Genomic DNA, 24,193 nt, shown 5'->3' on the forward strand with positions numbered 1-24,193 from the left:
CTGCTTAAACGTCCTCGGGACGATCCTTCGGGTCGAATTGAATGATGGTGATCCATCTTGCCGTCAGGGCCGGCTTCTTCTCGTTTTCGATCTCGATCGAGACGTCATAGGTGGTCATCAGCATGCCGCCGCCGCGGAAGCGGGCGTCGGAGAGCAGGAAACGGCCGCGGACGCGGGCGCCGCTTTTCACCGGCGTCATGAAGCGGACGCGATCGAAACCGTAATTGATGCCCATGGTCTGCTCGCGCACTTTCGGCAAGCAGTTGTAGTTCATCCTCGTCAGCAGAGACAGCGTCAGGAAGCCATGGGCGATGGTGCCGCCGAAGGGGCTCTCGGCCGCCGCGCGCTCGGGATCGACATGAATGAACTGATGGTCGTCGGTCGCCCCTGCAAAAGCGTCGATCATCGTCTGGTCGACGGTGATCCAGTCCGAAAGGCCTGTTTCCATGCCGATCAGTCCCCGCACGTCGGAGAGTGAAATTTCCGTGACCATGAATTCCTCGTGAAATAGGCCGCCGGCCAAAGCCTTATCGTGCATTTATGGCGATTGCGACAAGGATTTGCGCAAGCGAGGAGAGGTGGTCACTTTTCGACGAAAAAGGCGACGGAGCGTGGCTCGAGGGTGACGCGGTCGCCGGGCTTCTTGGCTGCATCCGGTGTCAATTGACGCCAAGCCGGTTCGGTTCCGGACGGGAGCGTGAAAAATTGGCGGTCGCCGGAACGGTTGAAGAGCACGGCAAGCCGGGTCTGCCTGCCGCGCGCGGAGCGGTCACCGGTCGAAAGCAGCATGCCGAGGGTCGAAAGCGACGGCATCTCCCAGTCGGAAACGGTCATCGGCTCGCCGGAGAGCGAGATCCATTCGACATCGCCGTTTCCTGACAGGAAGCCTGTGTCGGAAAAGACCGTGAAGCGGCGGCGCAGCCCGGCGACGAAGGCGGTATGGGCGACGAGGTCCTCGTTCAGCCCCTTCCAATCGAGCCAGGTGATCTCATTGTCCTGGCAATAGGCGTTGTTGTTGCCGTGCTGGCTGCGGCCGCCCTCGTCGCCCGCCGTCAGCATGACGCTGCCGCGGGTGGCAAAGAGTGTCGATAGCAGCGCCATCACATCGTCGCGGCGGCGCTTGCGGATCGAGGGATAGACGGTTTCCCCTTCGACGCCGTTGTTCCAGGAGTGGTTCTCGTTGTGGCCGTCGCGATTGTGTTCGCCATTGGCGTCATTGTGCTTGCCGGCATAGGAGACGAGATCGGTCAGCGTGAAGCCGTCATGGGCGGCGAGGAAATTGACGCTGCGCGTGCCTTTGCCGTCATTGCGGGAGAAGATGTCGGAGGAGCCGGCAAGTGCGGTGGCGAGCGCCCCGGTCTTCCAGTCGTCGCCGCGCCAGTAGCAGCGCAGATCGTCGCGAAGCCGGTCGTTCCATTCGAGGAAGGAGCTGGGGAAATTGCCGAGCTGGTAACCGCCCGGGCCGATATCCCAGGGTTCGGCGATCATCATCCGGTCGGCAAGCACAGTGTCTGCGAGGATTGCGGCCAGCGTTCCGCCGTCGCGTTCGAAGCCTGTCGCGGTGCGGCCGAGCACTGGGGCGAGATCGAAGCGAAAGCCGTCGACGCCGGCGTTGAGCACGAAATGGCGTAGGCTGTCGATGATGAGGCGTCGCACCTCGGGATGATCGCAGGCGAGCGTGTTGCCGGTGCCGGTGTCATTGACGAGTTCGCCCGGCATATTCTGGGCGTGGCGATAATAATGCAGGTTGTCGAGGCCGCGCAGCGACAGCGTCGTCCCGTAGCGGTCGCTCTCGCCGGTATGGTTGAAGACGAGATCGAGGATGACGGCGATGCCTTCGCCATGGAGGGCCGCGACCGTTTGGCGCAGTTCCGTCATGCCGCCCGGCGCCAGCCGCGGATCGAGCGCCATGAAGGCGACGGGATTGTAGCCCCAGCCGTTGGTCAGGCCGAGCGGCGGCAGGTGGCGTTCGTCGATCCAGGCGGTGATCGGCATCAGTTCGACGGCGTCGACACCGATCCGCTTGAGATGTGCGATAACGGAGGGATGGGCAAGAGCGGCGATCGTGCCGCGCTCAGCCTCCGGTACATCGGGATGGAGGATGGTGAAGGGCCGCACCGCCACCTCATAAATGAAGCCGCCCGGTTTGAAGAGCGGCTTGCGGATTTCGGCGCGCGTATCGGCAGTGACGATCGCCTTCGGCATCAGATCCTGGCTGTCCTCGCCATAGATGCCGAGGCGGGGATCGTAGCGGAACGGCCTATCGATCTCCTTGGCATAGGGATCGATCAGCAGCTTGGAGGGATCGTACCAGAGACCGTTGTCGGGGGCGTAAATGCCGTCGGCACGATAGCCGTAGCGCGCGCCCTGCTTCAGTCCGTCGACAAAAAGACGGTGGACGTGATTGCTGTCGCGCGCCATCGGCAGGCGGGCAAATTCCCTGTTGCCGTCATCCTCGAAGAGGCAGAGTTCGATCTGTGCGGCATGATGCGACCAGACGGCAAATTCGACGCCGGTCTCGAAGACGATCGCGCCGCTTTGCGCCGAACTCTCTCCCCGCATGTTCCCCCCGGATCAGGTGATCACGGTTGGCGCATCGCGTCCCGTGCGTTCACGAATGCTAGCAATGCTTTCGGCGGCGGCGATCAGATCGGCGAGCGCTTCCTGCGTTTCGATGTTGTGGCGAGTCGAATCCGGCTCGTAGCGCTCGATATAGACGCGCAAGGTTGCGCCAGACGTGCCGGTGCCGGACAGGCGGAAGACGACGCGGGAGCCGCCCGCAAAGAGCACGCGCACACCCTGATGCTCGCTCACCGATTTGTCGATCGGATCGTGATAGGCGAAGTCGTCGGCCTTTTCGACCGTCAGGCTGCCGAAGTTCTTGCCGGGCAAGGTGGAAAGCTGGCTGCGGAGATTGTCCACCAGGCCGTTCGCCGCATCGGTGTCGAGGCCTTCGTAATCATGGCGTGAATAATAGTTGCGGCCGTAGGTCTGCCAGTGCTGGGTGACGATATCAGCGACGCTCTCGCCGCGCACGGCAAGAATGTTCAGCCAGAGCAGCACCGCCCAGAGGCCGTCCTTTTCGCGGACATGACTGGAGCCGGTGCCGGAGCTTTCCTCACCGCAGATCGTCGCCATGCCGGCGTCGAGCAGATTGCCGAAAAATTTCCAGCCGGTCGGTGTTTCGTACATGCCGATGCCGCGCTTTTCGGCGACACGGTCGGCGGCACCCGATGTCGGCATCGAGCGGGCGATGCCGGCAAGGCCGCCGGAATAGCCGGGAGCGAGATTGGCGTTGGCGGCAAGGATCGCCAGGCTGTCGGAAGGGGTGACGAAGATGCCGCGGCCGATGATCAGATTGCGGTCGCCGTCGCCGTCGGAAGCGGCGCCGAAATCGGGCGCGTCGTCGCCCATCATCTCATCGAAGAGTTCCTTGCAGTGAACCGGGTTCGGATCGGGATGATGACCGCCGAAATCCGGCAGCGGCATGAAGTTGCGCACCGAGCCCAAGGGAGCGCCGAGACGATTTTCGAAGATTTCCTTGGCATAGGGGCCGGTGACTGCGCTCATCCCGTCGAAGGCAATGCGGAAGCCGAGGCTGATCAGGTTACGGATGGCGCCGAAATCGAACAACTCTTCCATCAGCGCGGCATAGTCCTCGACCGGGTCGATGACTGAGAGGATCATGCCGCCCGGAAGCTCGTCCTTGCCGATCCGGTCGAGATTGACATCGGCGAAATCGGCGATCTTGTAGCTGTCGATCGTCTTCGAGCGCGCATACATCGCGTCGGTTATCTTTTCCGGCGCCGGGCCGCCATTGTTGATGTTGTACTTGATGCCGAAATCTTCTGTGGGGCCACCGGGATTGTGGCTGGCCGACAGAATGATGCCGCCGAAGGCCTTGTACTTGCGGATGATATGGGAGGCGGCCGGCGTCGACAGGATGCCGCCCTTGCCGACCATGACCTTGCCGAAGCCGTTGGCGGCGGCCATCTTGATCGCCTTCTGGATGACTTCGCGATTGTAGTAGCGTCCGTCGCCGCCGATGACGAGGCATTTGCCCTGATAGCCTTCCAGCGAATCGAAGATCGACTGGATGAAGTTCTCGGCATAGTTCGGCTGCTGGAAGACCGGAACCTTCTTGCGCAGTCCCGACGTGCCTGGTTTCTGGTCCAGATAGGGCGTGGTGGGTACGGACTTGTTCATTTAGTTCACATGCCTTTCGAGACGAGGCTTGAATAGAGGGCAGCGTAGCGTTCGGCGCTCTTCTCCCAGGAGACATCCGATTTCATGCCTTGCTTTTGCAATTGGGTCCAGAGTTTTCGGTCCGCGTAAAAATGCATCGCACGGCGGATTGCCTGTAGCATGCCCGTTTCCGTCACGGGTGAGAATTGTATGCCGGTTGCCACTTTCGCTGCAAGTGCGGCGTGATTGGCATCGATCACGGTGTCGTTCAACCCGCCGGTGCGGGCGACGATCGGGACGCAGCCGTAACGCAGGCCGTAAAGCTGCGTCAGGCCGCAGGGTTCGAAACGCGACGGGATGATGATCGCGTCGCAGCCGGCCTGCATCAGGTGCGACATCGGCTCGTTATAACCGATCGAGACGCCGATGCGGCCGGGATGGCGGCTGGCGGAGGCAAGCAGTGCGCCTTCGAGTGCGGCTTCGCCGGAGCCGAGCACGACGAGTTTGCCGCCCATGGCGACGATTTCGTCGGCGACATTGGCGACGATGTCCATGCCCTTCTGCCAGGTGAGACGGCTGATGACGCAGAAGATCGGGGCGTCGTCATTGTCGAGATGGAAAAATTCGGCGATCGAACGGCGGTTCTCCTCGCGGTTCTTCAGCGTCGTCGGGCCATAATGGGTGTGGACGACGGGATCGGTCGCCGGGTTCCAGATATCGGTGTCGATGCCGTTGACGATGCCGTGCAGATTGTCGATGCGGCTGGCGATGACGCCCTCGAGCCCCATGCCGAATTCCGGGGTCAGAATCTCGTCGGCATAGGTCGGGCTGACCGTGGTGATCGCGTGAGCGGTCTGCAGGCCACCCTTGAGGTAACCGACCGTACCGTAATATTCGATGCTGTCGGTGGCGAAGGCATGGGCGGGCAGCCGCAGGCCGGGAAAGATCTCGGAACCGAACTGGCCCTGGAAGGCGATGTTGTGGATAGTCAGCACGCTCGGCAGTTCCGGCGTCGGATAGTAGCGCATATAGACCGAGGTCAGCGCCGCCTGCCAATCGTGGGTGTGGACAAGATCCGGCCGCCAGCCGGGCAGCAGTCCGGCGGCGATCTCGGAGGCGGCGAGCGAAAGGGCGGCAAAACGCCGCCAGTTGTCAGGATAGTCCTTGCCGAGCGGATCAACATAGGGGCCGCCCGGCCTGTCGTAATAGGCCGGCGCATCGAGGATAAGCAGATCGATGCCCTCGTGCTCAACCTCTAGCACGGTCGCCGGCTCGCCGAGCAGGTCGGGGAATTCGAGCCTGGCGACCGGATCGCGAATCACCTTCATGACGGCGGGATAGCCGGGCAGTAGGGTCTTGGTCTCGACCCCAAAGGCGTTTAGAGCAATCGGCAGGGCGCCTGACACATCGGCCAGGCCCCCTGTCTTGATCAAAGGGAAGACTTCGGATGAAACCGAAAGAACTTTCATAAGTCAGATATCCAGCTTGTCGATCATCGGTTGCGTGATCAGGCAGATGCCGCTTTCCGTCCGCCGGAAGCGCTTGGCGTCGAGTTTGGGGTCCTCGCCGACGACCAAGCCTTCCGGAATGACGACACCATGATCGATCACCACATTCTTGAGCTGCGCCCGTCGCCCGATCTTGACGTTCGGCAGGATGACCGCGCCTTCCAATTTGGAGAAGGAGTTGGCCCTGACGCCGGTGAAGAGCAGGCTGTTGTTGAGGCTGGCGCCTGAGATGATGCAGTCGCCCGACACGACGGAGGACGTGGCGGAGCCGCGGCGGTCCTCGTCGTCATGGACGAATTTCGCCGGCGGAGTGATCTCGGCATAGGTCCAGATCGGCCAGGACTTGTCGTAGATATCGAGCTCCGGGACGATCGCCGTCAGGTCGATATTGGCCTGCCAATAGGCGTCGATCGTGCCGACGTCGCGCCAGTAGGGCTCGTGCTCGAAATCGGAGCGGACGCAGGACTTGGCGAATCGGTGGGCGACCGCCTTACCGTGCTCGACGATATAGGGGATGATGTCCTTGCCGAAGTCGCGGCTCGACGTCGGGTCGGCGGCGTCGCGGCGCAGGGCATCGAGCAGGAACTTGGTGTGGAAGACGTAGATGCCCATCGAGGCGAGGGCGAAATCCGGCTTGTCGGGAATGGGCGGCGGATCGGCCGGCTTCTCGACGAAGGCGATGATCTCGTCCTTGTCGTTGACATGCATGACGCCGAAGCCCACCGCCTCCATGCGGGGCACTTCCAGGCAGCCGATGGTGACGTCGGCGCCGGAATCGACGTGCTGCTGCAGCATCCATTCATAGTCCATCTTGTAGACGTGGTCGCCGGCGAGAATGACCATGTATTCGACACCATAATCCTCGATGATGTCGATGTTCTGATAGACGGCGTCGGCGGTGCCTTCATACCACTGCGTTTCCGAGACGCGCTGGCTGGCCGGCAGGATGTCGAAACTCTCGTTGCGCTCAGGGCGGAAGAAGTTCCAGCCGCGCTGCATGTGGCGGATCAGCGAATGCGCCTTGTATTGCGTGGCAACGCCGATGCGGCGGATGCCTGAATTCAGGGCGTTAGACAAGGCGAAATCGATGATGCGAGCCTTGCCGCCGAAATAGACGGCGGGCTTGGCACGCCGGTCGGTGAGTTCCTTGAGACGGCTCCCCCTGCCGCCTGCCAGAACATAAGCCATTGCATCGCGGGCAAGTGGCTGAACACGCTTTTCTACCATTTTCTCCTCCCACCAGTCACTAATTTTCAGGTTCAAGCATGATTGTCGCCAAGGGCGGCAAGGTGATCGAGCAGGTGATGTCGCCGCCGGCATCGACGGCCTGCACGCGCCCGCCATTGCCCTTGCCGCTGCCGCCGTAGATGTCGGCATCGGTGTTCAGGATTTCCCGCCAGCGGCCTGCGGACGGCAGGCGGATCGTATAGTTCTCGCGATAGACGGGGGTGAAATTGGTGATGACGGCGACCGGCTTCTGGCCCGGCGCCTTGCGCAGCCAGGCAAAGACCGAATTCTGGTGGTCGTCGGCGACCAGCCATTCGAAACCTTCGCCCTCGCAGTCTCGCTCATGCAAGGCCGGCTTGCTGCGATAGGTGAAATTGAGGTCGCGCACCAGGCGCCTTATGCCCTCGTGCATGCGATATTGAAGCAGGTTCCAGTCGAGCGACTTCGCCTCGCTCCACTCGCTCCACTGGGCGAATTCCTGGCCCATGAACAGCAGCTTCTTGCCGGGATAGCCCCACATATAGGCGTAGTAAGCGCGCAGATTGGCGAATTTCTGCCAGTCGTCGCCCGGCATCTTGGCGATCAGCGAGCCTTTGCCATGGACGACCTCGTCATGCGAGAGCGGCAGGACGAAATTTTCCGAATAGGCGTAGAGCAGGCCGAAGGTCAGCTCGTTGTGATGGTGCCCGCGATATATCGGATCGCGGCTCATGTAGCTCAGCGTGTCGTGCATGAAGCCCATGTTCCACTTGAAGCCGAAACCGAGGCCGCCTTCATGCACGGGCTGGGAGACCTTCGGCCAGGAAGTCGATTCCTCGGCGATGGTCATGACGTTGGAATGCTGGCCGTAGATGCGGGTGTTAAGATCCTGCAGGAAGCGGACGGCTTCGAGGTTTTCGTTGCCGCCATATTCGTTCGGGATCCATTCGCCGTGCTTGCGGGAATAATCGAGGTAGAGCATGGAGGCGACGGCATCGACGCGCAGGCCGTCGAGATGGAATTTCTCGGCCCAATAGAGCGCATTGTTGACGAGGTAGGAAACGACCTCGGTGCGGCCGAAATTGTAGATCGCTGTGCTCCAGTCGGGGTGGAAGCCCTTGCGCGGGTCTTCGTGCTCATAGAGCGCCGTGCCGTCGAACCAGCCGAGGCCGTGCTCGTCGGTCGGGAAATGCGCCGGTACCCAGTCGAGGATGACGCCGATGCCGACCTTGTGGCAGCCGTTGACAAAACGGGCAAAACCCTCCGGCTCGCCGAAACGGGCTGTCGGCGCATAGAGGCCTGTCGTCTGGTAGCCCCAGGAGGGGTCATAGGGATGCTCGGTGATCGGCAGGAATTCGATATGGGTGAAGCCCATGTCGGCGCAATAGGGGATGAGGCTGGAGGCAAGCTCATCCCAGGACAGCATCGTGCCGTCCTGCCGGCGCTGCCACGAGGCGGCATGCACCTCGTAGATCGAGATCGGTTGGCGGCGCTTGTCGGTTTCGCGCCAGTGCTTCAGGTGGGCTTCGTCTTCCCACTCCTGCTCCAGATCGGCGGCGGTGATCGAGGCGGTTTTCGGCCGGAGCTCGCTGCGGCGGGCGAAGGGGTCGGCCTTCAGCGGCAGCAGCACGCCGTCCTGGCCGCGGATCTCGAATTTGTAGGCGACGCCGATCGGCACGTCAGGGGCAAAGATTTCCCAGATGCCGCTATCGGAGCGGAAGCGCATGACGTGGCGGCGGCCGTCCCAATTGTTGAAATCGCCGACGACCGAAACGCGCTGCGCATTCGGGGCCCAGACGGCGAAATGGATGCCCTGGGCGCCATCATGCTTGATGAGGTGGGCGCCCATCTTGTCGAACAGCCGCAGGTGCGAGCCCTGGCGGGCAAAATAATCGTCCATCGGCCCGAGCACCGGACCGAAGCTGTAAGGATCGGTGACCGCCCATTCGGCATCGCCGCGCCGGGCGCGGTATCGCACCGGCTGCAGCTTGGTCAGGGAAACCGGGCCGGCGAAAAAGCCGTCGGCATGGAGCTGGTTCAGTTCGCCGACGACGCTGCCGTCGAGCGCCATGGCGGTCACTTCCTCTGCGCCCGGGATGAAACACCGGGCGACGAAGGCGTCGCCTGCCTGGTGCACCCCTAGGACGGCAAAGGGATTGGAATGCGATCCGGCAAGGATCGCCGCGATTTCATCTGCCGAAATTTCCCAGGAAAGCTTTACTTCAGGGACGTTTTTCGGCGTTTTCATCCGGCTCTCCAGATTTCGTCGGCATATTGCCTGATCGTACGGTCGGACGAAAACCAGCCCATCCGTGCCGTGTTGTTGATCGTCTTGGTGTACCAGGCGGACTGGTTGGTCCAGATCTGATCGACTTCGCGCTGGGCCTGGGCATAGGCGTCGAAGTCGGCTGCGACCATGAACCAGTCGTGCGAATAGATGCCGTCGATCAGCGCCGTGTAACGGTTGCGGTCATCGGGCGAGAAGACGCCGGAGCCGATGGCTGAGAGCGCCTGGGCGAGTTCGCGCGATCCCTCGATGATGGCGCGGGGATTGTGGCCATCGCTGCGGACCTTCGAGACCTCGTCGGCCTTGAGGCCGAAGATGACGATGTTGTCTTCGCCGACATTGTCGCGCATCTCGACATTGGCGCCATCGAGCGTGCCGATGGTCAGCGCACCGTTGAGGCCGAACTTCATGTTGCCGGTGCCGGATGCTTCCATACCGGCGGTCGAGATCTGCTCGGAGAGGTCGGCGGCCGGAACCATGACCTCGGCAAGCGAGACATTGTAGTTCGGCACGAAGACGACCTTCAGCAACCCGCGCACCGACGGGTCGTTGTTGATGGTGCGGGCGACGTCGTTGATCAGCTTGATGATCAGCTTGGCATTGTAATAACTCGGCGCCGCCTTGCCGGCGAAGAGTTTGACGCGCGGCACCCAGTCAAGCTCGGGATGCGAGCGGATCTGGTCGTAGAGGGCGACGGCTTCGATGATGTTCAGCAGCTGGCGCTTATATTCGTGGATGCGCTTGATCTGGATATCGAACATCGCCGACGGATCGAGCTTCACGCCCATGCGGCTGGCGACGAGATTGGAAAGTGCCACCTTGTTGGCGCGCTTCACGGCGGCGAACTTCTGCTGGAAGGTCGGATCGGAGGCGAACTTGTCGAGCGGCGTCAGCTTCTCGGCATCGTCGAGGAATTCGTCGCCGATCGCTTCACGGATCAGGCCAGTGAGGCCGGGATTGCACTGCTGCAGCCAGCGGCGCGGCGTGATGCCGTTGGTCTTGTTGTTGATGCGGTCGGGATAGAGCTTGTGCAGATCAGCAAAGACCGTGACCTTCATCAGGTCCGTATGTAGCGCCGAGACGCCGTTGATCGAGTGCGAGCCGACGAAGGCGAGGTTGCCCATGCGCACGCGGCGGTCGCCGCTTTCCTCGATCAGCGAGATCGAGCGGATTTCGCCGTCGGAGAAGTTCTTGCCCTTACGGGCATCGATCAGGATCTTGGCGTTGATCGCGTAGACGATCTGCATGTGGCGCGGCAGCAGTCGCTCGAACAGCGGCACCGGCCAGCTTTCCAAGGCTTCCGGCAGGAGCGTGTGGTTGGTATAGGAGAAGGTTCGGCGGGTGATGTCCCAGGCCTGCTCGAAATCCATCCCGTGCACGTCACAGAGCAGACGCACCAGTTCGGCGACCGAGACGGCGGGATGGGTATCGTTCAGCTGGATCGCCACCTTGTCCGGCAGCGAGGTGAAATCGTCATATTGCTGCAAATGACGGCGCAGGATGTCCTGCAGAGAGGCCGACGAGAAGAAGAATTCCTGGCGCAGGCGCAGTTCCTGGCCGGCCGGGGTGGCGTCGGCAGGATAGAGGACCCGGGTCAGGCTTTCGGCCTTGTTGCTTTCGCGCAGCGCCCCAATGTGATCGCCGGCATTGAAGGCATCGAGCAGGATCGGATCGATCGGCTGCGCCGACCAGAGACGCAGCGTGTTGACGCGCTTGCCACGCCAGCCGACGGCCGGCGTGTCGAAGGCGGCGGCAATGACGCGTTCGGCCGGCTTCCAGACGTAGCGCGGCTGATCGTCATGGGTGGTGACGAATTCGACGGCGCCGCCGAAGCCGATTTCATAGGAACTCTCGCGGCGTTCGAACTCCCAGGGATTGCCGTGGGCGAGCCAGTTTTCCGGCAGTTCGACCTGCCAGCCATCGGCCAGCTGCTGGCGGAAGAGGCCGTGCACATAGCGGATGCCGTAACCATAGGCGGGGACGTCAACCGTCGCCATGCTCTCCATGAAACAGGCCGCCAGACGGCCGAGGCCGCCATTACCGAGTGCGGCATCCGGCTCCAGGCCGGCAATGACGTTGACGTCGACGCCGAGAGAGGCGAGTGCATCGCGCACCTCCTCCATCAGGCCGAGGTTCGAGACGGCATCGCGCATCAGGCGGCCGATCAGGAATTCGAGAGACAGATAATAGACGCGCTTGGCGCCAGTTGCATAAACCTCGCGGGTGGAGGCCATCCACCTGTCGATGATGCGGTCGCGGACCACCAGGATCGTTGCCGTCAGCCAGTCGTGCGGCTTTGCCACCTTGGCGTCCTTGCCGATGCGGTAGGTCAGGCGTTCGATGATTTCTTCGGCGAGAATTTCCGGCTTCGAGCTGCGCGGGGCGGGAGAGGGGATAACCGGCTTGGAAACATTATTCATCGTCAGATCTCGCCAATTTTAATTTGGTTTCAGGACGTTATGCCTGATTTAATCGATTTGTCGCTTGTCTCAACGACAGTTTATGCATCGTTAGGAAGCACTTGCAACAAAGGATTTGGACAAACGAAAAAATTGCGAAACCTGCATATTCACGGGGTTCAGGGGAATTGAATTCAATCGCTTTTCCCGAGATGTGGCCGCGATAAACGAAAAGCCGCGCCGGTTTGTTCCGGCGCGGCTTTTTGTTTGAGCGCGGTCCTGCCGCAGCGACGTCAGTTGGTGAGCAGGGTTGCGGCCTTAGTGGCCGTCTGAGCGATGCTCTCGAAGTCGTCGACCAGCTTTTCCATAGTTTCGGCCTCGTAGTAGTTGCCGCCCGGCGACGCACAATATTGGAGAAGGCTCTTGCCCTTGTCCGGCGCCATGAAGGCCACGGTGAAGAGGGTAATTCCGTCCTTTTTGGCGGCATCGCACTTGTCGCGGACGCTTTGATCTTTGTCCCTGTTCCAAGTGTCACTATTCCCGGTCATTTGGCCATCGGTCATGAGGACGATGAACCGGTCGACCTTGGAATTGCCCTTCTTCTTATGTTCCACGCTTTCGGCGTCGGTGTTGTCCGCATTCTTCTTGATCGTGTCGTCGGCCGACTGCATCGGTTCGGTGGCATCGGTGCCAAGTGTCGGCGCAATGGTCTTGACATAGTCTCGGGATTTGGTCGTTCCCCAGTCCATGGCGCTGACACTGGTGACCTTATTGGTCCAGGGATCGCGCAACAATCCGTTACTGTAGGAGATGACGCCCGTGCGTACGAGTGTGTGCTGTGGATCCGCCTGGTCGAGAGCATCGAAGAGCGAGGCGGCTGCCTGTTTCAGGGCGTCGATCTTGATGACGTAGGCCTTACAGGTGGTGCCGTTTTTTTTGTATTGGGCGCATGTATTGGTGTCTTCGCCCATTGAGCCGGATTGGTCGAGGACGAGTTCCATCGAGAGAGCGCTCTTCGTTTGGCTGGTGCCGCTCGTTGTCGAACTGGTGGTGGTGATGTTCTTCGTGGAGTGGCCCAGGATATTCATGAACGGCGTCAGACTAAGACTGTATGAGGCCGTTACCGCGACACTATAGCTCTTGCCTGTCGAGGAGGTAGAGGTGTCGATGTCGACGTTCGTCGCATTTCTGATTGCGCTCCCCGAAGCCGCCCCGACAGAGTTGGCCATTTGTCCCACGACGAAATTCTTCGCCAGGATCTTTGCCGCCGCCTCGTCGGCGACGGTGCCACTTGCAAGTGCGGTTGCAGCAGCAAGTGCTGCCGAATCGGTTGCTTCCTGGAGTTGGCGCTGCGAAAGCGCCATGTTCGAATAGTCGATCGCCAGCCCGGCGGCGCCGAGCAGAACGGGGATCATGATCGCCGTCATAATACCGAAATTCCCGCCACGGTCGCTCAACATGCGACGCTGGCAGGGATGCAAGAAGGAGGTGCTCATCATGTTCACCCGAAATAGACCCTGTGGGTACATTAGGCATTGCTGCTTCTTTACGCCGTCCTTACGGCGTCAATAGAAGTTTAACGAATGAGCGGATTTTTCCAGTTTTGGGATTATTTCAGCGGGATCACATCGACCGCCTGGACAGCGCGCTGGCCGCCATAGCTTTTCAATACGCCGATGACGGGAACGACGTCGGAATAGTCCCGGCCATAGGCGACGACGATATGGTCGGTGCCGGCGGGTATGTTGTTGGTCGGGTCGAGCTCGATCCAGCCGATGGTCTCGCCGCACCAGATCCGCACCCAGGCATGCATGGCGTCCGCCCCTTCCAGCCGCTCCTTGCCGGGCGGCGGGATGGTGCGCAGGAAACCGGAGACATAGCCGGCCGGAATGCCGAGGCTTCGGAGCGCCAGGATCATGATGTGGGTGAAATCCTGGCAGACGCCGCGCTTCAGCCTGAAGGCTTCGAGCGGGGTCGTGTCGACTGTCGTCGCCTCGGCGTCGTAGGTGAAATCCTTATAGATGCGGGCACACAGCGCATAGGCGATCTGCATTGCCGTCAGATCAGGCATGGCGCAGCTTCGGGCATAATCGCTGATCTCGCGCGCCTGCGTCAGGCGCGGGCTGTCGCCGATGAAGTGGTGCGGCGAATCCGGCGCCAAGGACCAGATGCCTGCTATCTCCTCCGGCAAGTCGGCCAGCAGCGGCGAGAAATCGGCGGCGATCGGCTGGCTTTCCACCTGCACGCGAGCCTGCATGCGAATGTCGAGCGTCTCGTGGGGCGCGCGCAGCATGAAGGAGGTGGCAGGATGATCGAAGAAATCGACGAAATGCGACTGCTCGTCCGGCGTCGGCGAAATGGTGATCGAGCCGGCGACCAGGCGCTGCCGGTTGGTCAGCGACAGCGGCATCAGGCGCATGATGTGGCGGGCGCCGGAGGCCGGCACATCGTAGCTGTATCCCATGCGCAGCGAAAGATCGTAATGCATCGCCGTCACCCGAGATAGGTCTGGGCGAGCAGATCGGAAAGCTGCTCCAATTCGCGTTCGAGCCGCTGATAGACCTCGGCCCCCATGCCCTCCGGCGTCATCACCGCCAGGCCGGAATGGAGCCGCATCGCCTCGCGGTAGAAGGGTGACATCTGGCCGTTGATCAGGGCGTTCGGCAGTTGTTCGACCTCGTGATGGATCTCGTTCACCTGGAAGAGGATCGAGCGAGGATTGAGCGGGTCGAGCGCCAGCAGGTCGGTGACGGTCAGCCGTGCGGTGTTGACGTTGTAGCGGCGGCGATGGGTCATGACGCTGTCGCCGATCTCGAGCAGCATGTCGAGCGCGCCGTCGGGCGCTTCCGGGCCGGACATGTGGCCGAGCAGGCGCGTCATGTGCAGGCCGCGCTCGATATAGCGGCCGAGCGAGAGGAAACGCCAGCCCATGAAACGGTACATGTTCTCGTGCACCAGGCCGGCAAAGCCCGCGAGCTTGCGCAGAAGGATCGTCATCGCGTGGCTGGCGTCATCGCCGGCCGCGACGGCGACGTGGAAGCGGCGTGCGGTCTTGGCGAGATCGTTGAGTGCGAGCCAGCCATCCGGCGAGAAACGATCGCGGATATTGCTCGCCGAATAAACGGCGCTGTCGATGTGGCGCAGGAGCGTCTCCGGCACGGCCGCGGCGGTGTCGATATCGACGGCTGAGAGATAGGCGGAGACGTCGGCGAGCAGCGGCTGGCTCGGATCGGCGGCTTCGGCATAACGGGCATGCCAGGCGCGCAGGATGCGCAGCGCCCCTTCGGCGCGCTCGATATAGCGGCCGAGCCAGAACAGATTGTCGGCCGCCCGGCTTGGCAGGCTGCCCGGCATGTTGCGGGTGAAGCTGCCTTCGGCCGGCAGCAGCGTGTGGCGTTCGACGGGCTTGTCGCTGACGATCCAGACGTCGGCGGCCGCTCCGCCCGACTGCATGGCGATCGCCGCGACATCGGCATCGGAGCCGATGCGGGCAAAACCGCCGGGCATGATCTGCCAGCCGCTCGCGGTGCGGGCGGCAAAGACGCGCAGCGACATCGGCCGCGGCACGAGCTTGCCGTCCACCCAGGCGGGCGTCGTCGAGAGCGTGACGACCTCCTGTCCCACAAGTTTCGGTCCGTCCGAACGCAGCCAGTCGGTAATGGAATCCTTGGCGGCCGCACGCAGTGACGAGCCGAGCACGGATTCGCCGCTGTCGTCGAAGAAGGGGGCGCGGGAATAGGCCGGGCCGATCACCATCTTCTCGATATTCTTGGCGACGTGCTCGCGCTCATCTTCCTGGCCGCACCACCAGGTGGCGATCGAGGGCAGTTGCAGATCCTGCCCCAGCAGGCGGCGGCAGATGGTCGGCATGAAGGCCAGCAGCGCCCGGGTCTCGAGAACGCCGGTGCCGAGCGCATTGACGATGGTGACGCTTTCGGCGCGCAGTGCTTCGACGAGGCCGGGCGTGCCGATGTGCGAGTTCTGGTTCAGTTCCAGCGGGTCGGCAAAGGCCGAATCGAGGCGGCGCCAGAGCACGCCGATCGGCTTCAGGCCGGCGACCGTGCGCACCATGACGCGGCCCTTGACGACGGTGAGATCCTCGCCTTCGAGCAGCATGAAGCCGAGATAGCGGGCGATGTAGGCGTGCTCGTAATAGGTCTCGTTGGCGGGGCCTGGCGTCAGCACGGCGATACGGTCGTCGCCCGAATGTTTCATGCCCTGCAGCGCGTCGCGGAAGGCGCCGAAGAAGGAGGCGAGGCGGTGGACGGGGGTTTCGGCGTAGATATCCGAGAAGGCCCGGGTCGTGGCGACGCGGCTTTCCAGCGCGAACCCGGCGCCCGACGGCGCCTGTGTCCTATCGGCCAGCACCCACCAGTTGCCGTCGGGTCCGCGGCCGATCTCGAAGGCGCAGAAATGCAGATAGTGGCCGGAAGCCGGCCGGATGCCGGCGAGCGGGCGTTGGAATTCGGGATTGGCGGCCATCAGCGCCGGCGGCAGAACGCCTTCCTCCACCAGCCGGTTGTCGCCATAGATATCGGCAACGATGGCCTCGAGCAGGTCGGCGCGCTGGACGAGGCCGGCCGACAGCGTCTGCCATTCGCGCTCGTCAATCAGCACCGGAATATGCGAGATCGGCCAGGCGCGTTCGCCGGTGCCCTTGCTGCTGCCATAGGCACGGTAGAAGACGCCGGCATCCCGGAGATAACGGTCGGCGCGGGCGAAACGCTCGGCGAGATCCTTTTCCGGCATTGCGCTCAGATGCGAGAGGAAATTCTTCCAGACCGGGCGGACAACGCCTTTGTTGTCGACCATCTCGTCGGCGGTGCCAGGAAGCGGCGCATAGTCGAAGGCCGCACGTTTGCTGGTGCGGTCCTCTGTCTCTTCCCTGCGCTCTACTGCCGGCCTCTTACCCATCAAAACCCAAGCCCTAAACCCCCGGCCTTAACCTTAGCTTCACCCCCGGCTTCAAATTCCGGCGGGCCGCCGCAGATCCAGCGTCAGCGGGAATTCAAGCGAACCCGTCTCGGCGCGCGGGATATAACCGCCCGCCGTATGTCCCCACGGCTCGAAGCGGGCGAGCCGCCTTGCTTCCGCCTCGTTGCCGTTGACCGGGAAGGTGTCATAGGTCCGGCCGCCCGGATGGGCAACATGATAGATGCAGCCGCCGATCGAACGCTTCGACCATGTATCATAAATGTCAAAAGTCAAAGGCGTGTTGATCGGAAGGACGGGATGCAGGCCGGAGGCCGGCTGCCATGCCTTGTAACGGACGCCGGCGACCGATACGCCGGAGGTGCCGGTCGGCGTCAGCGGCAGGACGCGGCCATTGCAGGTGACGGTGTAGCGTGCCGTATTGCTGGTTTCGAGCCGCACCTGAAGGCGCTCGACGGACGAGTCGACGTAGCGGGCGGTGCCGCCCGGCGCACCTTCCTCGCCCATGACGTGCCAGGGTTCAAGCGCCTGGCGCAGCTCCAGTTTGGAGCCTTCGTATTCGACCTCGCCGCAGAAGGGGAAACGGAATTCGAGCTGGGCCTTGAACCATTCCGGACTGACGTCGAAGCCGTTTTCGCGAAGGTCGGCGAGCACGTCGAGGAAATCGGCCCAGACAAAATGCGGCAGCATGAAACGGTCATGCAAGGTTGTGCCCCAGCGGACGAATTTGCCGTCGACGGGGTTGACCCAGAAGCGGGCGATCAGCGCGCGCACCAGCAATTGCTGGGCGAGCGACATGCGGGCGTTCGGCGGCATCTCGAAGCCGCGGAACTCGATGAGGCCCAACCTGCCGGTCGGACCGTCCGGCGAAAACAGCTTGTCGATGCAGATTTCGGCGCGGTGGGTGTTGCCGGTAACGTCGGTCAAAAGGTGGCGGAACAGGCGGTCGACCAGCCAGGGCAGCGGCGGCTGGCCGCGGCCGGGGGCAGCGATCTGCGCCATGGCGATTTCCAGCTCGTAGAGGCTATCGTGACGAGCCTCGTCGATGCGCGGCGCCTGGCTGGTCGGGCCGATGAACATGCCGGAGAAGAGGTATGAGAGCGAGGGGTGGCGCTGCCAGTGGAGGACGACGCTCTTCAAGAGATCGGGACGGCGGAGGAAGGGGCTGTTGTTCGGATTGGCGCTGCCGACGACGACATGGTTGCCGCCGCCGGTGCCGGTATGACGGCCGTCGATCATGAATTTGTCGGCGCCGAGCCGGGTGTCACGCGCCTCCTCGTAGATCGCCGTGGTTATGTCGACGCATTCCTTCCAGTTCGAGGCCGGATGGATGTTGACCTCGATGACGCCCGGGTCCGGGGCGACGCGGATGACGTTGATGCGCTCGTCCTGCGGCGGCGGGTAACCTTCGATATGGACGGGAAGCTTGAGTTCGGCGGCGGCGTTTTCGGCAGCGGCGATCAGTTCGAGATAATCTTCGATGCGCTCGACCGGCGGCATGAAGACGCAGAGCCTGCCATCGCGCGGCTCGACCGACATGGCGGTGCGCACAGCGCCGCCGATGTCACCGAGCGTCTGTTCGATCCGGCTGCGATTGCTCTCGCCGGCGTGGAAGGAGGCTTCCGGCATGGCGCGGCCGGCCGGGACGAAAACGTCCGGCAGCGGTTCACGCGGGATCGTCGGATCGGCGGGATGGATATAGGGATAACGTGCCGGGGGAACATAGGGCAGGGTGCCGAGCGGCAGCCGGTAGCCGATCGGGCTGTCGCCCGGAACGAGGAAGATCTTGCCGCGGCGGGTGTTCCATTTCTCGCTGATCCAAACACGGCTTTCAGCCGCCTTGGCGTTCCATGCCTGAACCGGGAGGATGTAACCTGTGGGGACGGTGAGGCCACGGGCAAAGACCCGGGCGATGCGGTTGCGTTCCTCGGGATCCTTCAGTTTCGAATTCGCCGGATCGACGTTTTCGGGAAGATTGCCTTCCTTGATGATCCAGTCGGCCGGATCCTCATAGGCCGGCTGCACCATGTCAGGCTTGATCGCCAGTTCCTTTGCGATCGCCGCCAGAAACTTGCCGGCATCCTCGGCGGTGACGCCGGTATCCTTGCCTTCAGCGGCGACCAGATCGAGGTTCTGCCAGACCGGCTTGCCGTCGCGGCGCCAGTAGAGCGAGAAGGTCCAGCGCGGCAGGCTTTCGCCCGGATACCATTTGCCCTGGCCGTAATGGAGAAAGCCGCCGGGTGCGAAGCGTTCGTGCAGCCGGCGGATCAGGCTGTCAGCCTTTTCGCGCTTGGTCGGACCGACGGCGGCAGTGTTCCATTCCTCGGACTGGAAATCATCGATCGAAACGAAGGTCGGCTCGCCGCCCATCGTCAGATGCACGTCTTCGGCCTCGAGGATACGGTCGACCTTCTCGCCGAGGTCGTTGAGCTCATCCCAGCTTTCATCGGAGAAGGGCTTGGTGATGCGCGGGTGTTCGGCGACGCGCGAGACCTTCATGTCGAAGGCGAATTCGGTTTCGGCTTCGCCAAAATAACCGCCGGAGATCGGCGCGGCGTTGCGGTAATGCGGTGTGGCGGCAAGCGGGATGTGGCTTTCGCCAGTCAGCAGGCCGGAGGTCGGATCGAGGCCGACCCAGCCGGCGCCAGGCAGATAGACCTCCGCCCAGGCATGCAGGTCGGTGAAATCGACTTCGGTGCCGGAGGGGCCGTCGAGCGCCTTCAGGTCCGGCGTCAGCTGGATGAGGTAACCGGAGACGAAGCGGGCGGCCAGGCCGAGATGACGAAGGATCTGGACGAGAAGCCAGCTGGTATCGCGGCAGGAGCCCTTGGCGCTTTCCAGGGTCTCCTCCGGGGTCTGCACGCCGGTTTCCATGCGGATGACGTAGCCGATCTGCCGCTGCAGGCGGGCATTCAGGCCGACGATCATATCGACCGTTGGCTGGCCGGGTGACCAGTCGAGCGTCGGCAACAGCGCCTTCAGCCGCGGGCCGGCCGGTTCCGGCGTCATGTAGATCGACAGATCTTCCTGGATCGTTTCCGGATAGCCGAACGGCCATTTGGTCGCCTCCTCCTCGACGAAGAAGTCGAAGGGATTATAGACCGTCATGTCGGCGACCAGATCGACCTCGATCTTGAACTCCGTCACCGGATCCGGGAAGACGTAGCGGGCAAGGTAATTGCCGTAGGGGTCCTGCTGCAGGTTGACGAAATGGTTGGCGGGCGTGACCTTCAGCGAGTGACTGAGCACCCGTGTCTTCGAATGCGAGGCAGGTTTCAGCCGGATGATCTGTGGGCCGAGGCGGATCGGCTTGTCATAGGTATAATGCGTCAGATGATAGATGCTGGCTTTGATCGACATATTTTACTTTTTTCCGGCGCGCATCGTCGTGCGGCTTGCTGTTCCCAAAATCAGTGTGTGCAATGCAGCGAAAGAAAGCAAGCTGGAAAGGTCACCGGCATAATTCTCCCTAAATCGGAATCGACTTAAGCAATTATGCAGCGATTCAAAGTGCTACAGCGTCCTTAGCGCGTCTGAAAAGACACACGGCGATGTAGGGGCCGAAGGCTTTTACGCCGCCTTGGCGAAGGTGACGGCCGCCTTCAGACCCCTGCCGTCCGGGCCTGGCTCCAGCGTCAGGTTGGCGTTGAAAAGATTGGCGATTTCCTCAACGATCGGCAGGCCGAGGCCGGCGCCCGGCGCACCTGTGTCATTGCCGCGCGAAAAACGCCCGCGCACCGCCTCCAGCTTGTGGCGTGGAATGCCGGGGCCGTTGTCCTCGACTTCGAGGCGGATCGTCTCCGCTGCCGCGATGATGCGGACGGTGACCTCAGCCCCTTTGCCGGCATAGGCAATGGCATTGCCGGCAAGGTTGCGCAGCATTTCGCCGATCAGCAGCGGCTCGGCGCGGATCATCGCCGGGCTCTCGCCCTCGAAGCCGAGGTCGATGCCGGCAACGGCAGCCGTCGGGATCTGCTCGCCGGTGATTTCCTGGGCGATGGCGGCGAGATCAATGGCTGAGGCAGTCAGCGCTTCCTTGGCGGTGGCGGCGTCGATCTTTGCCATCAGCAGAAGCTGGGCAAGGATGCGCTCGGCATGCGCCACGGCCTGATCCCCCTTCAGCGCTGCCGCCTGGCCCTCCGCAAGCGATCCGGCGCGGGCGGAAAGCGCGAGCTGAGTGCGGATGATCGCCAGCGGCGTGCGCAACTGATGGCTGGCATTGCCGGTGAAATGGCGCAGCGCATCGAGCGCCGATTGCAGGCGGACCATGAAGCCATTCACCGTATCGACCAGCGGCTCGACCTCGCTCGGCACAGTCTGCTCGATCGGATGCAGATCATCGGGGCTGCGTTCGCCGATGGCGTCGCCGAGCTTATACAGCGGGCGCAGCGCCACCGTGACCGAGATCCAGACGATCACGGCCGCACCGGCGATCATGAAGGCGAGGCGCAGTGCCGAGCGAACGAGGATTGCTTGCGCCAGTTGCCGGCGGCCGATGGTGGTTTCGGCGACCGTCACCACGAAGGGCACGGAGCGGATGCCCGTCGAAGCGGAGCGTTCGAGTGTGGCGACGCGGATCGGCTCGCCGCGGAAACTGTCGTCGGCGAAGGCTGCGGCATTGGCCGGAGTCTTGTTGAGAACGGGCAGCGACTGGTAGCCGGTGATGAATTTACCCGGCGGGCCGTCGACGCGGTAGAAGACGCGGTCCTGCGCGGCCGAGGTCAGCATTTCAAGCGCGACATAGGGGATATCGACCTGCAGCGTGCCGTCCTCGGCGACGACGACGCGTTCGGCGATCGCCAGCGCCGAGCCGGCGAGCACGCGGTCGGAGACGATGTTCGAGGTCTGGACCGCCTCGCGATAGGTATCGGCAAGCGCCAGCGTGCCGATGACGGCGGTGGAGACAAGCAGCCAGAAGAGCAGCCGGCGCCTGAGGGAATAGGCGGTTTTCATGAGGCCTCGGGGAGCTTGTCGAGATAATAGCCGATGCCGCGGGCGGTCTTGACCGTCAGGCCGTGCGGCGAGAGGCGTTTCCTCAAGCGGCTGACATATTGCTCGATGGCGTTTGCCGAAATGTCGTCGTCGAAGGCCGTCAGCGACTGGATGATCGCTTCCTTGGCGACAACCTTGCCGGCCCGCATGAAAAGAATTTCGAGCAGCCCAAGCTCGCGGGCGGGAATATCAAGCGGCGTGGCGCCTGCCGAAAAGGCCCGGGAATTGAGATCGAAGGAGATGCCGCCGAAGCTGACGGTCGCCGAGCGCAAGCCGGCCTGGCGGCGCAGCAGCACACGCACGCGGGCCTCGAATTCTGATATGTCGAAGGGTTTGATCAGATAGTCGTCGGCGCCGAGATCGAGGCCCTTCACCCGTTCTTCGGGTGTGCCGCGCGCCGTCAGGATGAGGACGGCCGCCTGGTTCTGCCGGGCGCGCATGGCGCGCAGCACGTCGAGCCCGTCCATCTCGGGCAGGTTGAGGTCGAGAATGACCAGATCGAAATTTTCCGCGGCGATGACCGCATTGGCGGATGCGCCGTCATGGACGACATCGACGGCATGACCCGTGCCACGCAAGATCGCCGACAGGCCGTCGGCCAGCGCGATATTGTCTTCGGTGAGCAGGATGCGCACGGATGTCCCTCTGTTTTCAGCGGAGATTACAGAGGTGGCGGAGCGATGTCACAGCGATTTTCGAAGTTGGGTGAATGCATGGGGGAAGCGGATTTCAGCTCCCGGTCCTTTCGATCCGTTCGCGCTGCATCATTGCGGCGGCCAGCAGTCTCTGGAAGCGGGGATCGTCGCGAATGTTGTCGAGATCGGAATCATTGTTGAACCATTTGATATGGTAGACGGAGCTGTGCGGCAGCAGCCTCTCAAGCAGATCGATCGCCTGGTCGGCATCGCCAAGGACGGAATAGACGCAGGCGAGATTATACTGCGCGACGATGTCGTCGGGATCGATGGCGATGGCGCGGGCGGCCCAGTCGCGCGCCCTGCTGACATCACCCATATGCGCAAGCGCCAACGCGCCGCGATGGGCTGGGCCGGAATTTTCCGGATTGAGGTTCAGCGCGCGTTCGGCGCGCAGCAAGCCGAGACGCGCCCAATTTTCCGTATCCAACACTCGGCCGAGCGAGCGGTAGGCGGACATCAGGTGGATCGGCGAGACATAGTCGTCGGGGCGGATCGCAGCGGCGCGGGTGAAATATTGAACCGATTCGGCAAAGTTGCCGTGCATGAAGAAGAACCGGGCATAATGGAAATTCGCCTCGAAGAGGTTCGGGTCGAGCGCCAGGGCACGTTCGAAGGCCGCCGCCGCCCTGTCGTCGTAACCGCTCTGATGCAGGGCGAGACCGTGAGAGGCGTGGGCCTCGGGAAGGTCGGGATCAAGCGCAAGCGCGCGGGCGCTCATGTCGAGGATGCGCCTCAGCGGCACGTCGTCAGGGGCCCAGTCGCGGATCGCCGCGTCGCAATCGGCGATACCGGCATAGGCGCGGGCATAGTCCGGGTCGAGTTCGACGGCCTTGCAGAACATGCGCCTTGCAAGCTGCAGATAGGATTTGGTCCAGGTGTGGGAAAGCTGGCGGCCCCGGAGATAATAGGTATAAGCCTCGACATTGGCGGTCGGCTCATTGGCGATCGCCTTCTTTTCTTCCGGCAGCAGGCGCACCTTCAACTGGCCGACGATCGCATGGGTGATCTCGTCCTGGATGGCGAAGATGTCGGTCAGGTCGCGGTCATAACGCTCGGCCCAGAGATGATCGCCATTGGCGGTGTCGATCAGTTGGCCGGAAATGCGCACGCGATTGCCGAAGATGCGCACGCTTCCCTCGAGCACGTAGCGCACGCCCAATTCCTGGGCAAGCCGCTTCACCTTCACCGATATGCCCTTGTAGGTGAAGATGGTATTGCGCGGCACGACGTGCAGGCTGGAGATCTTGGAGAGATCGGTGATGATGTCTTCGGTGATGCCGTCGGAGAAATAGTCCTGGTCGGCATCGCCGCTCATATTGGTGAAGGGCAGTACCGCGATGAAGCAGGTATTGCGGTTCTGCGCGACCAATTTCGCCGAGGAGGGCGGCGTCAGGGAGACGGTATAGACCTGCACGGGCTGCCGGATGTTCTTCAGCATATGCTCGCCGATGAAATCGAAACCGAGATTGAGGCGGGAGCCGACCTGATCGCGCACCGAGGCCGACACGGCAATGCCGCCTGGTGCTGCGATACGCTCAAGTCTGGCGGCAAGATTAACGCCGTCTCCGAAGATATCGCCGTTCTCGACCACGACGTCGCCCAGATTGATGCCGATGCGGAATTCGACGCGCTCATCCTGGGGCACGTTCTCGTTGCGGGCGGCCATGCTGCGCTGGATTTCGGCGGCGCAGGCGACCGCATTCACCACGCTCTGGAATTCGGCAAGGATGCCGTCGCCGGTGAGTTTGACGATGCGGCCCTTATAGTCTGAAATACGAACGTCGACCAGTTCACAACGATGGCGGTTCAGCGCCTGCAGCGTGCCGGATTCATCGATGCCCATCAGTCGGCTGTAGCCGACGACGTCTGCAGCAAGAATAGCGCTCAGTCGGCGTTCCATGACCCCTCCCATGGATCTTCCCAGTTTAGCCCAGTTTTTTATAGAGTTTTTGTCGTGCAGAGTCGCCCCCTGAATAGAAATTCGGG

At 62.4% G+C, this 24,193-nt stretch carries 14 protein-coding genes; all 14 read right to left on the reverse strand.

Features of this window, described 5'->3' with window-relative positions; translation table 11 throughout:
- Positions 1 to 4: 4 nt before the first annotated feature.
- Complete coding sequence (locus ATY29_RS22865) at positions 5 to 493, reverse strand: MaoC family dehydratase (protein WP_003566576.1); 489 nt, start codon at positions 491 to 493, stop codon at positions 5 to 7.
- A gap of 89 nt (positions 494 to 582) precedes the next feature.
- The gene (gene glgX, locus ATY29_RS22870) at positions 583 to 2,562 is read right to left on the reverse strand and encodes a glycogen debranching protein GlgX (RefSeq protein WP_097533135.1); all 1,980 of its coding nucleotides are present in this window, start codon (positions 2,560 to 2,562) and stop codon (positions 583 to 585) included.
- Positions 2,563 to 2,574: 12 nt separating this feature from the next.
- On the reverse strand, positions 2,575 to 4,206 hold the full coding sequence (locus ATY29_RS22875) for an alpha-D-glucose phosphate-specific phosphoglucomutase (RefSeq protein WP_003566573.1): 1,632 nt from the start codon (positions 4,204 to 4,206) through the stop codon (positions 2,575 to 2,577).
- Positions 4,207 to 4,211: 5 nt separating this feature from the next.
- Positions 4,212 to 5,654 carry a glycogen synthase GlgA gene (gene glgA / locus ATY29_RS22880; RefSeq protein ID WP_003566571.1) on the reverse strand — a complete coding sequence of 481 codons (1,443 nt, stop codon included), beginning with the start codon at positions 5,652 to 5,654 and terminating at the stop codon, positions 4,212 to 4,214.
- 3 nt (positions 5,655 to 5,657) lie between these two features.
- Entirely contained in the window at positions 5,658 to 6,920 is a 1,263-nt protein-coding gene (gene glgC / locus ATY29_RS22885) for a glucose-1-phosphate adenylyltransferase (protein WP_003566569.1), read from the reverse strand.
- A gap of 19 nt (positions 6,921 to 6,939) precedes the next feature.
- Positions 6,940 to 9,147, reverse strand: a complete 2,208-nt coding sequence (gene glgB / locus ATY29_RS22890) for a 1,4-alpha-glucan branching protein GlgB (protein WP_025417057.1) — start codon at positions 9,145 to 9,147, stop codon at positions 6,940 to 6,942.
- Positions 9,144 to 11,606, reverse strand: a complete 2,463-nt coding sequence (locus ATY29_RS22895; protein ID WP_003566565.1) for a glycogen/starch/alpha-glucan phosphorylase — start codon at positions 11,604 to 11,606, stop codon at positions 9,144 to 9,146. The genes glgB and ATY29_RS22895 overlap by 4 nt, the downstream gene beginning before the upstream one ends.
- 272 nt (positions 11,607 to 11,878) lie before the next feature.
- Positions 11,879 to 13,081 carry a vWA domain-containing protein gene (locus ATY29_RS22900; protein WP_342210726.1) on the reverse strand — a complete coding sequence of 401 codons (1,203 nt, stop codon included), beginning with the start codon at positions 13,079 to 13,081 and terminating at the stop codon, positions 11,879 to 11,881.
- 113 nt (positions 13,082 to 13,194) lie between these two features.
- A complete protein-coding gene (locus ATY29_RS22905) occupies positions 13,195 to 14,073 on the reverse strand; it encodes a transglutaminase family protein (protein WP_003566563.1) in 879 nt (292 codons plus the stop codon).
- A gap of 5 nt (positions 14,074 to 14,078) precedes the next feature.
- On the reverse strand, positions 14,079 to 16,499 hold the full coding sequence (locus ATY29_RS22910; RefSeq protein ID WP_003566561.1) for a circularly permuted type 2 ATP-grasp protein: 2,421 nt from the start codon (positions 16,497 to 16,499) through the stop codon (positions 14,079 to 14,081).
- Positions 16,500 to 16,550: 51 nt separating this feature from the next.
- Positions 16,551 to 19,877, reverse strand: coding sequence for a transglutaminase family protein (locus tag ATY29_RS22915; protein WP_025417054.1), 3,327 nt, complete (start codon positions 19,875 to 19,877; stop codon positions 16,551 to 16,553).
- A gap of 210 nt (positions 19,878 to 20,087) precedes the next feature.
- Complete coding sequence (locus ATY29_RS22920; RefSeq protein ID WP_025417053.1) at positions 20,088 to 21,470, reverse strand: sensor histidine kinase; 1,383 nt, start codon at positions 21,468 to 21,470, stop codon at positions 20,088 to 20,090.
- A complete protein-coding gene (locus ATY29_RS22925) occupies positions 21,467 to 22,144 on the reverse strand; it encodes a response regulator (RefSeq protein WP_025417052.1) in 678 nt (225 codons plus the stop codon). The genes ATY29_RS22920 and ATY29_RS22925 overlap by 4 nt, the downstream gene beginning before the upstream one ends.
- 94 nt (positions 22,145 to 22,238) lie before the next feature.
- Positions 22,239 to 24,107 (reverse strand): adenylate/guanylate cyclase domain-containing protein, encoded by a 1,869-nt coding sequence (locus ATY29_RS22930; protein WP_097533136.1) that lies wholly within the window; start codon positions 24,105 to 24,107, stop codon positions 22,239 to 22,241.
- Between the last annotated feature and the right edge of the window lie 86 nt (positions 24,108 to 24,193).

This window comes from Rhizobium hidalgonense (genome assembly GCF_002914525.1).
Lineage (GTDB): Bacteria > Pseudomonadota > Alphaproteobacteria > Rhizobiales > Rhizobiaceae > Rhizobium > Rhizobium hidalgonense.